The sequence below is a fragment of the Cupriavidus sp. GW823-FHT07B10 genome, from assembly GCF_058794355.1.
Genome location: NZ_JBXAGS010000008.1, coordinates 1 through 13786, shown reverse-complemented (window position 1 = coordinate 13786; position 13786 = coordinate 1). Strand labels below are relative to the sequence as shown.

Genomic DNA, 13786 nt, shown 5'->3' with positions numbered 1-13786 from the left:
TATCCGCGTCAGTATTCTAGTCCTCTAGATGACATCGACATCAATTTAGCACGGGTTCGGCATGCCAGACAACGCGCTGCTCCAGACTACGACCACCGCCGCGGGCCTGAGCCGCTATGGCCAGATCGCGGCGGAACTGCAGGCAAAGATCGTTTCGGGCGCGTGGACGCCCGGCAGCGCCATCCCTGCGGAAGGCGCGCTGGCCAGGGAGTTCGGCATTGCGCTGGGCACCATCCGGCAGGCCATCGCCGTGCTGGTCCAGCAGGGCCTGCTGGAGCGCGTGCAGGGCAAGGGCACCTTTGTGCGCAAGGGACTGAGCGGGGCCAGCCTGATGCGGTTTTTCCGCTTCGGCGGCGCCGATGGCGCGCCGGCGGTGCCGCGCTCGGAAATCCTGTCGTGCCGCGCCGTGCGCCTGGACAAGGCCATGGCAACCCGCTTCGGGCTGCCGACCGGCGCGCGCGGGCTGGCGATCTCGCGCCGCCGCTGGCTGGAGGACACGCCCCGGCTGCTGGAATCGATCTGGCTGCCGCTGCCGCGCTGCGAAGCCCTGCAGCAACTCCCGCCGGCGCAATGGGGCGACCTGCTCTACCCGCTGCTGGGCAGCGCCTGCGGCATCACGGTCCATCGCGCCGTTGACGAAGTGACCTTCCGCACGCTGGCAGCAGACGAGGCGGCCTTGCTGGACCTGCCGGATGCGCATCCGTGCGCGGTCGTGACCCGGCATGCCTTCGACCTGGGCGGCAACTGCATCGAATACCGGCTGACGCGGGGCGACGCCTTTGCCTTTCGCTATACCGCGGACGTCCGCTGACGGACCGCACCCGAGGAGACAGACCCATGCACGCACGCCACGCGATCGCCGCCACGGTCGCTGCCATGATCGCCACCACCACGCTGGCGCAGGCCGCCGACACCGCCGCGGCCTGGCCGGCACGGCCCATCACGATCGTGGTGACATATCCGCCGGGCGGCGGCGCGGACCTGATGGCACGGCTGATCGCGCCGGGCCTCGGGCGCGAGCTGGGCCAGACCGTCGTCGTCGAGAACCGCCCGGGTGCCGGCGGGCAGATCGGTGCCGCCTATGTCGCCAAGGCGGCACCGGACGGCTACACGATGATGGTCGATGCCTCCTCTTATGCGGTGAATCCCAGTCTCTATCCGCGCCTGCCCTACGATCCGGACAAGGCCTTCCGGCCGGTCGGCGTGCTGGCGCGCTATCCCAACGTGCTGGTGGCCACGGCGGGCTTCCCCGCCAGCAACGTCAGCGACGTCCTGGCCATGGCCAGGCAAAAGCCAGGCTCGGTCGCCTTTGCGTCCTCGGGCAATGGCTCGGCGCAGCATCTGGCCGGCGTGCTGTTCGAGCAGCGCGCGGGGGTCGATCTACTGCATGTGCCCTACAAGGGCGGCGGCCCCGCCATGACCGATGTCATCGCCGGCCAGGTGCCGCTGTTCTTTGCCAACGTCGCTTCGAGCCTGCAGCACATCAAGGCCGGCAAGCTGAAGCCGCTGGCGGTGACCAGCCATGCCCGCACCCAGGCATTGCCGTCCGTGCCCACCATGCAGGAAGCCGGCGTGGCGAGCTACGAGGTCTATGAATGGAACGCGGCCTTCCTGCCCGCCGCAACGCCGGACCCGATCGCAGCGAAGCTCGCCGACGCCCTGCGGAAAGTCATGACCAGCCCCGAGATCCGGCAACGCGTGGCCGAGCTGGGCGGCGAGGTCGTGGCTGCGCCGCCAGCACAGGCACGGCAATTCATCGACGGGCAGGCCCGGCTATGGGCCAAGGTCATCCGGGACGGCAACATCAAGCCCGAATAGCACCAATTGGCACCGACTCTGCCCCACCACGGCCCAGCTACAGAACTTTGAGGAGAAATACATGACCCCGATAAATCCCCTTCGCCGCCATCTGCTCAAGACCACCGCCGCGCTGGGCGCGTGCGCGCTGGCACCAACACTGGCCCGCGCACAGGCCTGGCCGGCCAAGCCGATCCGGCTGGTGGTGCCGTTCGCGCCGGGCGGCAGCTCGGAGATCGTGGCGCGCTCCACCGCGGCGGAGCTGACCAAGCTGCTAGGCGTGTCAGTCTTCGTCGAGAACAAGCCCGGCGCGGCCGGCAATATCGCGATGGCCGAAGTCGCGCGCGCCGATGACAACCACACGCTGATCCTCGGCCATATCGGCACGCTGGCGGTCAATCCGTTTATCTTCCCGAAGCTGCCCTACGACCCCGTCAAGGACTTCCGCGCGATCTCGCTGCTGTCCAAGGTGCCGAGCCTGTACGTGGTCCACCCGGACGTCCCCGCGAAGAACCTGAAGGAGTTCGTGGCGTTGGCCAAGAGCAAGCCCGGCAAGCTGAACTACGGTTCGGCCGGCAACGGCAGCGCCGGCCACCTGGCCTTTGAATACCTGAAGGCCGCGACCGGCACCTTCATCACCCATGTGCCGTATCGCGGCAGCGGTCCGCAGATCACTGACCTGCTGTCCGGAAGGCTGGACGCGGCCGCGGTCGGCGCGCCGGCGATCATCCAGTTCATCAAGGCCGGCAAGGTGCGCTGCATCGCCACCGGCACGACCCAGCGCATTGCCCAGCTGCCTGACGTGCCAACGGTTGCGGAACAAGGCTATCCCGGCTTCGAGATGACGCAGTGGTATGGCCTGCTGGCACCGGCATCTCTGCCCCAGGCGGCCGCCGACAAGCTGGCGGACGCCACCGTGAAAGCAGTGAAGAGCAAGTCGTCGGTCGAGCGCCTGAGCGCGGATGCGGCGATTGTGGTGGGCGACACGCCGGCGGAGTTCTCGCGCTTTATCGCGCAGGAGCAGCAGCGCTGGAAGCCCATCATTGCGCGCGCCGGGATCAAGCCGGATTGAGCGGACAGCCGCTCCCGGCGCAGCCTCAGCCGGCGATGCCAGCCCAGCGCAGGTGCTTGCCCCAGCCGGCGTCGCTGATCACGCCGGACACGCCCTGCCGCTGGCCATCGGCGCGATAGAAGTAGGTGCGCGGCATCTCGCCCATCCAGTCCGGATCGACCGCATAGCGCAGCCGCTCCTGCGGCTCGTGCCCGAACACCCACGCGTTGCGCGTGAGCCTGACGCGCTGGAGCAGTTGCTGCACCTGTGGCAGCGCGTCGGGGTTGTCCGTCGCCAGCGTGACGACGCGCAGGTTTGGATGCTGCGCGCGCAGCTTGCCGATGGCGTCGAAGTTGCGCTTGCAATAGACGCAGTCGAGCGACCACACCACCAGCACAAAGGGCTTGCCCTGCTGGCTGGCTGCGAGCTGGGCGGCGCTGGCCGATGCGAACACGGCGACGCGCTCGGCCGGTTGACTGCCGGCATTGGCGGCAGTCATCGCCAGGGTCAGGACTGCAGCGGCGAGCAGCTTGCGGCGGGATGGCATCATGCGCCCTCCTTGCCCAGCGGGAACACCTGGAAGCCCTCGGCCTCGGTACGCCACAGCACGTAGGCGCGGCCGGCGTGCTGCAGCAGGTGCGGCTGGTCCGAGTCGCGCTCCGTGCCGGCCAGTTTGCGCGTCTGCCAGGTCTTGCCGCCATCGTGCGACAGCATGGCGGACAGCCGTGTCTGCTGGGCGTCGAACGATTTCCAGGCCACCGCGATCTCGTTGTCGTTCAGCGCGACGATGTCGGCATGCTGCGCACGCGGATCATCCAGCGGGCGCTGTGCCTGCAGCTTGCCGTCCTTCCAGCGCCCCACCGAGACCGTGGGCTTGCCTTCGCGCACGTTGAACCAGACCATGTGCACCGTGCCATCGGGCGCCACCGAAGCGCCGGGGCCGTGGTGCGGACAGGCATCGATGCGCCAGTCGTCGAAGGTGGCGCGCTGCACCGGCGTGGCCTTGCCGTCGGTGCCCAGCAGCGCCAGCGCGTGGTCGCGCGCGTTGGGCGGGAATACATGGCGCCACAGCGCCAGCATCTTGCCGTCGGGCGTGGGCGACAGCGCGATGCGGCAGCATTCGCACGACTGGTCGGCGATCTTGTAGTCGCCCTGGAAGGTCTTGCCGTGATCGGCCGAGACCGCGTAGTAGACCGCGGCGCCGGCGTACGGCTGCTTGCGCGCCTCGGCGGCAACCACGTCGCGCTTGTCGATCCAGCTGACGAAGACGCGCCCGGCATTGTCCACCGCGATGGCGTCGAAGCGGTGGGCGATCTGGTCGCGGTTGGCATGCACCGTCAGCGGTTCGGCGAAGGACTTGCCGCCATCGGTGGAACGCGCAAAGCGGATAAAGCCGGTCCACGGCTTGGGCAGCGGCTGGGTCCAGATGACGAAGATCGCGCCGTCGCGCCCGGTGGCGACCTTGGGCCGGCTTTCGTGATCGGCGGCGACCTGCTCCGGCACGCTGTTGACATGCTGCGCCGGCCCGAAGCTGCGGCCGTAATCGGTCGATGCACGTACCGCGACGTAAGGGCCGTCCTTGTAGGCGACCCATAGCTTGCCGTTTCGATCGAACGCGGCGCCGGTGCCCAGCTCGCTCATCTTCGCGGCCTTGGCCTGCGCGCCGTGGCCGCTGTGATCGCCGTGCGTTTGCGCGGTCGCGGCCAGCGCGGCACCGGCCATCATCAGCCCGGCAACGATCAAGCGGAAACCGGGGCGAACGCCTTGCATGGTTGTGGTCAGCCTGTTCACGTGCTCAGAAGGAGAGTTTCGCCTCGGCGTAGAACGTCCGGCCCGGATACGGGTGATAGACGTAGTAGCGCTGGTCGGTGAGGTTGTCGATGCCAAGCCCGAGGCGCACGTTCTTCGCGGGCCGGTACGTCAGCTTGACGTCAAAGGTCAGGAAGCTGCTGGTGCCGCCGAAGGTGTCGGGGTTGACGTCGGAATTGTCGAGCGTATTGTACTGCCGCCCCGAATAGGTCATGGCCAGCGTGCCGGCCCAGGCCGGCGTGATGCGATAGGTGCCCATCAGGTTGGCCCGCCACTTGGGGATGCGGTAGAAGTACTTGCCCACCGAGGCCGGGTTGTTGGCGTTCTCAAGCGTCTTCGAATGGTTGTAGGCCCCGCTGGCCGACAGGTCGAAGCCGCTGACGAACACACCGCGCGCGTCATAGGCCAGCTCGATGCCGCGGGTGCGCACGCGGTCGACGTTCTGAAAGCTGGTGACAGTCGGGAATACCGTGGTGTTGGTCTGGCTGACCAGGGCATCGCGGATATCGTCCTCATACACCGAGACCCGGAAGTACGACGAATCCAGCGTGCGCTCGAAGGTCAGGTCCTTCGAGAACGACCGCTCGGGCTGCAGGTTGGGATCGTTGTTGATCAACGCGGTCCCGGTGATGCGGCCCTGGAACAGCTCGCTGACAGTCGGATAGCGATAGGCCTGGCCCAGCGACAACCGGCCCAGCCAGTCCTGCCCGAATGCCTTCTCCAGCGCCAGCTTGGGCGACCAGTTGGATTCGCTGCGCACCGGGTAGCCGATATCCACGCCGGGCTGGCTGCGGCTGCCGTCATAGGCGCGCCAGTGTTCGTAGCGCACGCCGGGGATCAGCTTCCAGTCCTCGGCAAAGTACCAGGCGTCTTGCGCATACAGCGCCTGGGTCTCGGTCTTGCCGGCAAAGGCGTTGTTGAAGGCGCTGATGGTGGCCGCCTGCCAGTCCGAGGTGTTGTAGGTGGTGTTGCTCAGCCGGTAATTGTCATGGTGGTAGCCGAACGTGACCCAGTGCCCGCCCTGCAGCTGCCGCGGCCGGTAGTCGGCCTTCAGGTCGAGCGTGCGCCAGCCGGTGCCGTCGCCATAGGTCACCGTGCCCGGCCCGCTGCCGACGGTGTTGGCGCTGCGGCTGATGTCCTTGCTGACATCGAACAGCGACGCCACGCCCGAGAAATTCCAGCCGGTCTCGTTGCGCGTACGCAGCGACAGGCCATAGAGCCAGCGCGCGTCCTCGCCATTGCTCGGGGCGAAGGCGTTGGCGGGAATCACATAGCGATAACCGCCGATATTCACGGGACCGCTCGACACAACATTGCCATCGGCATCGCGCAGGTAGCTGCCGGTGGCGCTGGAGCGGTCCTGCTGCCAGTAGGCCGCGGTGAACTGCGCCTGCAGGGTATTGGTGATGTCGTAGCCGAGCTTGAGCTTGAGCTGGTCCTGCACGGTATGCGTGACGCCCTCGCTGTTCACGCCCATCACCACGCGCTCGCGGCCGGTCTGGTCCTGGTCGAAGTACGCGCCGGTGACCGGCTTGTCGGCGGAAGTGGCACGGGCCGTGGAGCGCGCCGCGGTATAGAAACTCAGCGGCTGGCTCTTGCTGTCCTGCCGGTCCACGCTGACCAGCCACGAGAACGGGCCGACGCGGTCGCCCACATAGGCGTTGGCGTGGACCCCGTTGAAGTTGTCGTGCGTGCCATACAGGCTGAAGCGCTGCGTGAACAGCTGCACGCTGGCATCGCCCTCGAACTTCTCCGGCGTGCGCGTGGTGATCAGCACCGTCGCGCCCAGCGAGTTGCCGGGATACAGCGCCGAATACGGGCCGTACAGCACATCCATGCGCTCGATCTCAGCGCTGTTGACCAGCGACCAGCGCGGCGGGAAGCTGAAGTCCGATCCCAGCAGGTTGGACAGCAGCAGGCCGTCCGCATAGACCAGCCCCCGCGCCGACTGGCGCGAACTGGTGCTGCGCACCGAGATGATCGAATTCATATCGCCGATGAAGCGCTTGCGTACGGCGAGGTTGGGCGCGTACTTGAGGGCGTCTTCCGTGTTCACCACATTGAAGTCGGCCATGCGGCGGCGGCTGATGCCGTAGGACGGCGAGGGCGTGTTGGGCGGTATGGCCGGCGTCTCGGCGCGCTCCGACTTGGCCGAGACCACCACCTCCTGCAGCGGCTCGGGCGCGTCCACCACCTGGGCGGCGGCGACGGCGGGGCCCATCAGCACCGCCGAAACGGCCAGTGCAATGCGATTCTTCTTCACTGGAAAACCTTGTTGTCGTCTTTTTCGACTCACTCCACCTGAGCGCAGCATACGGCGCCTCTCCCCGAGAGCGAGCGCTGACATTTTATGGGGCACGGGGGCGCAGGCCGATGCGACATAGCGACGCGGGCGGCAGGCTGCCTAAGCGTTAACCCGCATATCCAACGTCGAGCCTTGTCACTACATTGCCCGGATTGGCGTCAAGCCAATGTGATGCAGGGAGAGACTGTCGCGGCGCCCGCCGCGGACAGCGCCGAAGGAGCAACCGCCCCGGAAACTCTCAGGCAAAAGGACCGGCATCACCAGTCAGTGCACTCTGAAGAATGCCGGACGCTATCGTCCGCCGGCATACCGAAGGAGCAAGCGCGCCCCGCCCTCGCGGCCGGGTGGCGTGAATCTCTCAGGTCCAGAACAGAGGGGGCGTCCGCCACGCATATTGCGTCCGGGCTCCCACCATCGACGTTCCTGGAACCTGCAGATCATGAAATCAATCGCTGTCATCGGCGGTGGCATCACGGGTGTCACCACGGCCTACGCGCTGGCCCGGCGCGGATTCTCCGTCACGCTGTTCGAACGGCACCGCTATGCCGCCATGGAGACCTCGTTCGCCAACGGCGGCCAGTTGTCGGCCTCCAACGCCGAGGTCTGGACCCACTGGTCGACCCTCGTCAAGGGCATGAAATGGATGCTGCGCAACGACGCCCCGTTGTTGGTCAATCCCCGGCCCAGCTGGCACAAGCTGTCCTGGTTCGCCGAGTTCATCGCCGCGATCCCCCACTACCGCCGCAACACCATCGAGACCGCGCGCCTGGCCATCGCGGCGCGTGAGCACCTGTTCGCCTGGGCGGCGCAGGAAGGCATCGATTTCGACCTGAAGAAGGAAGGCATCCTCCATATCTACCGCGACAAGACCGGCTTCGAGCATGCCGGCCGGGTCTCGGCACTGCTGGCGCAGGGCGGGCTGGAACGGCGCGCCGTGACGCCCGAGGAGATGCGCGCGATCGAGCCGACGCTGGCCGGCTCGTACTACGGCGGCTACTTCACCGAGAGCGATTCCACCGGCGACATCCACAAGTTCACCAGCGGCCTGGCCGCAGCCATCGATCGGCTGGGCGTGCGCTGCCTGTACGGCCAGGACGTGCGGGCGGTGAAGACCGACGGCAGGCGCGCCACCGTGACCGTGCAGGACGGAGCCGACACGGCCACCTCCACCTTCGACGGCGCCGTGATCTGCGCCGGCACCGCCAGCCGCGCACTGGCCGCGGGGCTGGGCGACCGCGTCAACATCTATCCGGTCAAGGGCTATTCGATCACGGTCAACCTGACCGACGAGGCCAGCCGCGCCGCCGCACCGGTGGTCAGCCTGCTCGACGACGAAACCAAGCTGGTCACCAGCCGCCTGGGCGACGACCGCTTCCGCGTGGCCGGCACCGCCGAGTTCAACGGCTACAACCGCGATATCCGCGCCGACCGCATCCGCCCGCTGGTGGAATGGGTGCAGCAGTGCTTCCCCGGCGTCAGCACGCGCAGCGTGGTGCCTTGGGCCGGGCTGCGGCCGATGATGCCGGATATGCTGCCGCGCGTGGGGCGCGGGCGTGCGGCATGCATCTTCTACAACACCGGGCATGGGCACCTGGGGTGGACTTTGTCGGCGGTGACGGCGGATATGGTGGCAGGGGTTGTCGACCAGCATCTCGGCGCGAGGGTGGCAGTCGCGGCGGGTGCGCCGATGGCATTGGCCAAGGCTTGAGTTCGCGGGTGTTTTCTCCCCTCTCCCATTTGTAAGATAGGGCCACCGTGCTCGAACAGCGCCGCGCCATGATGGAATCATGGCGCGGCGCATGTATACGCTTGAAAAATAGTGGATGTGTGCCCTATTTTCGCCCGGATGAATACCCAAGCCATCCACCAATTAATGAGGCTGCGACCATAGACACGAACCAGCCAACAAAGAACAGATTCGCTGCATGCTGATTCGTGTCGAACAAACTTCCTGTCCCGCGCGAAACTACAACGCCGAAGAGATATAACCCGCCCCAAGCAGCAAGCGTAGCCAGGACAGCACCAGTCATAGCGCCGATGACTGCTCTCAGTATCTTCATTTTACGGGGAAGAAAAGAATTGTTTTCGAGTTGCGAAAATCTGACCAAATACCCGGAACCACAATATTCAAACTTACTCTTAGACCAGTACCAAAGCCTGTGAGCTTTTCTCCATTCCATAAATCGATATGGCCTCCGCTAGCATTCCCTGCCACCTCTCCGTCACGCGTCCAATAGCCATCGAACATTATTATTCCGGTTCGCCCCTTTACCTTGCCCACCCAGTCCCGCCCTGTAATATTCTCCGCCTTCCCTAGTCCGGCAAAAGGTTGCAACTTCAACCATTCCCCGAGTTCGTTTGCTCGCGTGGCAGTGACCTTCCCGTCTGCGGGAAGAATAATACGCCCGATACTCGGCTGCCCCGACAGCGGCTTCACAAGCTTCGATGAAAAGGACTTCATCTCGATGCCGACTCGATGAAGAGTAACACTCATACGGATCGCGCACTGATCGGAATAGGCCGGATTGTCGTATGGATTACCCGACGGATAATTTTCCCAGAGTTCCTGAAACGTTACCACCTTAAGCTGCACTTCCTTAATGGAGTTCGGTGTCGCGTTTGTTGTCACGATCGTTTTCTTATTGGGCATACCTCATACCTCTGTCTGTTTTGCTAGAGCGTCATCGCCCCAATAAATTGCGTACTCGTTGAGGTTCTTTGTATATATGCGAGGTAACTTGCGGCTTTCGTCTATACACCCGGAGAATGCCCGCCCGTCGGGCGTCGCGATGAAGTAGGGGTAGCCTTCCAAGGGTGTATTACCCGCTCGGACTCGGACTTGCTCGTCGTAGTCACCTGTCGCGGGCGAAGTCAGGTTCGAAGAGGCCAAGGACGCGGACGATGGCGGCGGCGGCGCATTGCGGCCTCCCCGGTTCACCTCAATAATGAAATCCATCCGCGAGTGGATGACAACCGGGTGAGTCGGGCACTTGCAATTGACTCGCGCACCAGTCACCAACATCTGTTTGCCATCTACATCGACGGCCGGATAACAGTCATTCATCACCGGCCCGCCCACCTTGCAGGCGGGGGCAGGTTGCATGGTCGCCTTCGACACCGACTATCAGGTCATGATGGAATATGCTGCGGCCCGTGGCGAAGAGTATGCCGCCCGAGCTTGTCTTGTCTCCGTTCCGGAGTGCGTAGCGAATATCCGGCATGACGGCCTCTTAGGCGGGACCGAGCAGGCCAAGGATAGACTTGTCTGCCGATTCGTGGAATTCCAGCGCCGTCACGGGACTGAACACAATGGTGTCCCCATTGCTCAGGGGGCTGCCGATGAGGGCCACCGGCACGCCTGCTGACTCGCACGCCTTGCCTGCGCCCGCCATAATCACCGCCGTACTGCCATCCTGGTAGGTCGCCACGTCGCCAACCCGGACGATGGGACGGCCATCGTAGCTTTGATTGCCGGAACCCTTCACGACTTCACCGCCGTTGGCGGTCTTCGCACCTTCGAATGCTGCAACGTAAATCTTCTTGGTTTTCCTGTCTTGCATCATTGATGCTCGGTTGGAAACGGCTGGTTTGCCGAATACCATTGAGCCGAAATCGGCAGTGGGGATCAATCAGACATGGCCTAAATTTGGGGATGATTTTTCAAAGGCTTTGCATGACGGCCGGGCGGTTTGAAGCCTATTGTTCGCGGGACGACCGCGACCGGCCTCCTGGCTGTGGGGCGCTCGGTGCGGCAGCCGCACGCTCGGCCTGCGCCCGCACTACCAGCTCCCCGATCGCCTGCGCGAGCCGCGTGTGGGCTCCCAGCCCCATCTTGTAGGCCGCATTGCGTGAGGGATACCCTCTCCCCGGCCCCTCTCCCGCAAGCGCGAGAGAGGAGAAACTCCTTGGACGGCTTTCACCTCATCCGGGTCCGCGCCCCAAACTCCCCACAATCCCCTTGCGGAAGGTCAGCACACATACGATGAAGATGATGCCCGTCACCATCGACACCGATTCACCGAGCCCGTTGAACCAGTCGATGTCCGTCACCGCCGCAAGGTAGCTGCCCAGTTCGCCCAGCTTGTTCTCCAGCGCGATCACAACAAACGCGCCGACGATCGGGCCGGTGAGTGTGCCGAGCCCCCCCAGCAGGGTCATCAGGATCACCATGCCGGACATCGACCAGTGCACGTCGGTCAGCGTCTCGAAGCCCAGCACCAGCGCCTTGATCGAGCCGGCCAGCCCCGACAGCGCCGCCGACAGCACGAAGGCCGTGAGCTTGAAGCGGTCGACGTCATAGCCCAGCGACACCGCGCGCGGCTCGTTCTCCTTGATCGCCTTCAGGATCTGGCCGAACGGCGAATGCACCGTGCGCACCATCAGCGCAAAGGCGGCCACGATGATCGCCAGCGCCACGTAGTACAGCGTCAGATCGTCCGACAGCGGCAGCACCCCGAACAGCTTGCCGCGCGGGATGCCCTGCAGGCCGTCCTCGCCGCCGGTGAACGGCGCCTGCAGGCAGATAAAGAACAGCATCTGCGCCAGCGCCAGCGTGATCATCGAGAAGTAGATGCCCTGTCGGCGGATGGCCAGCGAGCCCACCACGTAGCCGATCAGAGCGCCCGCACCGGTACCCAGGATCAGGCCGATTTCCGGGGTCACGCCCCAGACCTTCATGGCATGGCCGGCGGCGTAGCCAGCGCCGCCGAAGAAGGCCGCATGGCCGAACGACAGCAGCCCGGTATAGCCGATCAGCAGGTTGAAGGCACACGCAAACAGCGCAAAGCACATCACCTTGAGCACGAACACCGGATACGCACCGGCCAGCGGCGCGGCCAGCAGGCACGCCAGCACCACGCCGTACATCACCTGCTTTGGCAGGCGCCCCGCCGCCTGCTGCTGCCGCATGCCGATTGCGGCGATAGATTGTCCGCTCATCACTTCTCCTTTCCGAACAGCCCTGCCGGGCGCAACAACAGCACCACCACCATGATGACGAAGACAACAGTGGAAGATGCTTCCGGGTACAACACCTTGGCCAGCCCCTCGATCACGCCCAGCCCCAGGCCGGTCAGGATCGCGCCCATGATCGAGCCCATGCCGCCGATCACCACCACCGCGAACACGACGATGATCAGGTTCTGCCCCATCAGCGGCGATACCTGCATGACGGGCGCCGCCAGCACCCCGGCAAACGCGGCCAGCGCCACGCCGAAGCCATAGGTCAGCGTCACCATCCGCGGCACGTTGACGCCGAACGCCTCGACCACCTTGGCGTTCTCGGTGCCGGCGCGCAGGTAGGCGCCCAGCCTGGTCTTCTCGATCACGTACCACGTCGACAGGCAGACCGCCAGCGATGCCCCGACCACCCACACGCGGTAGTTGGGCAAGCGCATGAAGCCGAGGTCGGAGGCGCCCTGCAGCGCCTCGGGCGGTGCATAGGGCAGCCCGGACACGCCATAGACCGAGCGGAAGATGCCTTCGATCACCAGCGTGATGCCTAGCGTCAGCAGCAGGCCGTAGATATGGTCGAGCTTGTAGATCCAGCGCAGCATGGTCTTCTCGATCCCCACGCCCAGCGCGGCAACCGCCAGCGGCGACAACAGCAGCATCACCCAGTAGCTGAGGCCGGCATAGGCCATGCCGGCCCACGCCAGCACCGCACCCAGCATGAAGAGCGCGCCGTGCGCAAAGTTGATGACATTCAGCAGCCCGAAGATGACCGCCAGCCCCAGGCTCAGCATGGCGTAGAAGGCGCCGTTGACGAGCCCGAGCAACAACTGCGACAGCAGCGCCGGGAGCGGGATTTCAAACAGATTCATGAGTCGCTCCTTATACGCCCAGCAGTTCATGCAGCACCGGCATCCTGGCCTGCAGCTCACTGGCCGCGAAGCGCTCGACGATGCTGCCGTGCTCCATCACGTAGAAGCGGTCAGCCAGCGGCGCGGCAAAGCGGAAGTTCTGCTCCACCATCACCACCGTGTACCCCTTCTGCTTGAGCATCAGGATCATGCGCGCAAGCGCCTGCACGATCACCGGTGCCAACCCTTCCGAGATTTCATCGAGCAGCAGCAGGTTGGCGCCGGTGCGCAGGATGCGCCCGACCGCCAGCATCTGCTGCTCGCCGCCGGAAAGACGCGTGCCCTGGCTCTGGCGGCGCTCCTTCAGGTTCGGGAACATCTCGTAGAGTTCGGTCTCGCTCATGCCCTTGCTGGTGTCGGCGCCCTTCAGCACCGGCGGCAGCATCAGGTTCTCTTCGCATGAGAGGCTGGAGAAGATGGCGCGCTCTTCGGGGCAATAGCCGATGCCGTAGTGCGCGATCTTGTGCGTCGGCAGGCTGATGGTCTCGTGGCCGTCGACCTTGATCGAGCCCTTGCGCGCCCCGGTCAGGCCCATGATCGCGCGCAGCGTGGTGGTGCGTCCGGCGCCGTTGCGGCCCAGCAGCGTGACCACTTCGCCGCGGTTCACGGTCAGGTTCACGCCGTGCAGGATGTGCGATTCGCCGTACCAGGCGTGCAGGTCCTTGAGCTCGAGCGCGGGTGTATTGGCGCGTGTGTTCAATGAGGTCATCTCGTTGGTCTCCCGGCTCAGTGCGCGCCCTGCAGTTCCGCGTCGGCGGTGCCCATGTAGGCCTCCATCACGCGCGGGTCCCTGGACACTTCGGCATACGGGCCTTCGGCCAGGATCGCGCCACGCTGCAGCACCGTGATCTTGTCCGCGATCGACGAGACCACGCTCATGTTGTGCTCCACCATCAGGATGGTGCGGCCCGCCGAGACCTTCCTGATCAGCTGCGTGACGCGGTCCACGTCTTCGTGGCCCAT

At 65.2% G+C, this 13786-nt stretch carries 13 protein-coding genes and 2 riboswitches; of the genes, 4 read left to right on the top strand and 9 right to left on the bottom strand.

The genetic code is table 11. The features are described 5' to 3' along the window. The first annotated feature begins 61 nt into the window (after nt 1–61). The 3 genes from AC1Q6V_RS17985 to AC1Q6V_RS17975 all read left to right on the top strand — a co-directional run bounded on the left by AC1Q6V_RS17985 (nt 62) and on the right by AC1Q6V_RS17975 (nt 2869). Entirely contained in the window at nt 62–811 is a 750-nt protein-coding gene (locus AC1Q6V_RS17985; protein WP_058698514.1) for a GntR family transcriptional regulator, read from the top strand. Nucleotides 812–837: 26 nt separating this feature from the next. Continuing rightward, on the top strand, nt 838–1818 hold the full coding sequence (locus AC1Q6V_RS17980) for a tripartite tricarboxylate transporter substrate binding protein (protein WP_439672443.1): 981 nt from the start codon (nt 838–840) through the stop codon (nt 1816–1818). A gap of 61 nt (nt 1819–1879) precedes the next feature. Continuing rightward, nucleotides 1880–2869, top strand: a complete 990-nt coding sequence (locus AC1Q6V_RS17975) for a Bug family tripartite tricarboxylate transporter substrate binding protein (RefSeq protein WP_454749415.1) — start codon at nt 1880–1882, stop codon at nt 2867–2869. Nucleotides 2870–2894: 25 nt separating this feature from the next. Here AC1Q6V_RS17975 and AC1Q6V_RS17970 read toward each other — a convergent pair whose 3' ends face one another. Genes AC1Q6V_RS17970 through AC1Q6V_RS17960 form a run of 3 tightly spaced genes read right to left on the bottom strand, consistent with a single transcriptional unit; the run spans nt 2895 to nt 6971 of the window. Then, complete coding sequence (locus AC1Q6V_RS17970) at nt 2895–3398, bottom strand: TlpA family protein disulfide reductase (RefSeq protein WP_454749416.1); 504 nt, start codon at nt 3396–3398, stop codon at nt 2895–2897. Continuing rightward, nucleotides 3395–4618, bottom strand: a complete 1224-nt coding sequence (locus tag AC1Q6V_RS17965; protein WP_454749417.1) for a sialidase family protein — start codon at nt 4616–4618, stop codon at nt 3395–3397. Before AC1Q6V_RS17965 ends, AC1Q6V_RS17970 begins: the two co-directional genes overlap by 4 nt. Nucleotides 4619–4643: 25 nt before the next feature. After that, on the bottom strand, nt 4644–6971 hold the full coding sequence (locus tag AC1Q6V_RS17960) for a TonB-dependent receptor (RefSeq protein WP_454749418.1): 2328 nt from the start codon (nt 6969–6971) through the stop codon (nt 4644–4646). A gap of 156 nt (nt 6972–7127) precedes the next feature. Further along, a riboswitch (glycine riboswitch) is annotated at nt 7128–7226 on the top strand. Beyond that, nucleotides 7227–7345, top strand: a riboswitch (glycine riboswitch). Nucleotides 7346–7401: 56 nt separating this feature from the next. Between AC1Q6V_RS17960 and AC1Q6V_RS17955 the strand changes: the two genes are divergently transcribed. Continuing rightward, the gene (locus AC1Q6V_RS17955) at nt 7402–8670 is read left to right on the top strand and encodes a D-amino acid dehydrogenase (protein WP_010813248.1); all 1269 of its coding nucleotides are present in this window, start codon (nt 7402–7404) and stop codon (nt 8668–8670) included. Between the two features lie 348 nt (nt 8671–9018). On the opposite strand, the gene AC1Q6V_RS17950 is transcribed toward AC1Q6V_RS17955, so the two are convergent. From AC1Q6V_RS17950 to AC1Q6V_RS17925, 6 genes are all read right to left on the bottom strand, one after another. After that, the gene (locus AC1Q6V_RS17950; RefSeq protein ID WP_011616644.1) at nt 9019–9612 is read right to left on the bottom strand and encodes a type VI secretion system amidase effector protein Tae4; all 594 of its coding nucleotides are present in this window, start codon (nt 9610–9612) and stop codon (nt 9019–9021) included. Between the two features lie 580 nt (nt 9613–10192). After that, nucleotides 10193–10591, bottom strand: a complete 399-nt coding sequence (locus AC1Q6V_RS17945; protein WP_454749419.1) for a PAAR domain-containing protein — start codon at nt 10589–10591, stop codon at nt 10193–10195. A 292-nt stretch (nt 10592–10883) separates the two neighbouring features. After that, entirely contained in the window at nt 10884–11828 is a 945-nt protein-coding gene (locus AC1Q6V_RS17940; protein ID WP_371258389.1) for a branched-chain amino acid ABC transporter permease, read from the bottom strand. A 71-nt stretch (nt 11829–11899) separates the two neighbouring features. Then, nucleotides 11900–12784: a branched-chain amino acid ABC transporter permease gene (locus AC1Q6V_RS17935; RefSeq protein WP_010813253.1), complete on the bottom strand. Its 885-nt coding sequence runs from the start codon at nt 12782–12784 to the stop codon at nt 11900–11902. 10 nt (nt 12785–12794) lie between these two features. Continuing rightward, the gene (locus AC1Q6V_RS17930) at nt 12795–13532 is read right to left on the bottom strand and encodes an ABC transporter ATP-binding protein (protein ID WP_010813254.1); all 738 of its coding nucleotides are present in this window, start codon (nt 13530–13532) and stop codon (nt 12795–12797) included. A 17-nt stretch (nt 13533–13549) separates the two neighbouring features. Continuing rightward, on the bottom strand, nt 13550–13786 hold a 237-nt coding region (locus tag AC1Q6V_RS17925; protein WP_492316435.1), incomplete at its 5' end, for an ABC transporter ATP-binding protein C-terminal domain-containing protein.

Bases quoted from the DNA above. Each gene is read 5' to 3' on its own strand.
- AC1Q6V_RS17985 (WP_058698514.1), top strand. From the start codon at position 62: ATGCCAGACAACGCGCTGCTCCAGACTACGACCACCGCCGCGGGCCTG.
- AC1Q6V_RS17975 (WP_454749415.1), top strand. From the start codon at position 1,880: ATGACCCCGATAAATCCCCTTCGCCGCCATCTGCTCAAGACCACCGCC.
- AC1Q6V_RS17955 (WP_010813248.1), top strand. From the start codon at position 7,402: ATGAAATCAATCGCTGTCATCGGCGGTGGCATCACGGGTGTCACCACG.
- AC1Q6V_RS17930 (WP_010813254.1), bottom strand. From the start codon at position 13,532: ATGACCTCATTGAACACACGCGCCAATACACCCGCGCTCGAGCTCAAG.
- AC1Q6V_RS17960 (WP_454749418.1), bottom strand. From the start codon at position 6,971: ATGCTGCGCTCAGGTGGAGTGAGTCGAAAAAGACGACAACAAGGTTTT.
- AC1Q6V_RS17980 (WP_439672443.1), top strand. From the start codon at position 838: ATGCACGCACGCCACGCGATCGCCGCCACGGTCGCTGCCATGATCGCC.
- AC1Q6V_RS17950 (WP_011616644.1), bottom strand. From the start codon at position 9,612: ATGCCCAATAAGAAAACGATCGTGACAACAAACGCGACACCGAACTCC.
- AC1Q6V_RS17970 (WP_454749416.1), bottom strand. From the start codon at position 3,398: ATGATGCCATCCCGCCGCAAGCTGCTCGCCGCTGCAGTCCTGACCCTG.
- AC1Q6V_RS17965 (WP_454749417.1), bottom strand. From the start codon at position 4,618: ATGCAAGGCGTTCGCCCCGGTTTCCGCTTGATCGTTGCCGGGCTGATG.
- AC1Q6V_RS17940 (WP_371258389.1), bottom strand. From the start codon at position 11,828: ATGTACGGCGTGGTGCTGGCGTGCCTGCTGGCCGCGCCGCTGGCCGGT.
- AC1Q6V_RS17935 (WP_010813253.1), bottom strand. From the start codon at position 12,784: ATGAATCTGTTTGAAATCCCGCTCCCGGCGCTGCTGTCGCAGTTGTTG.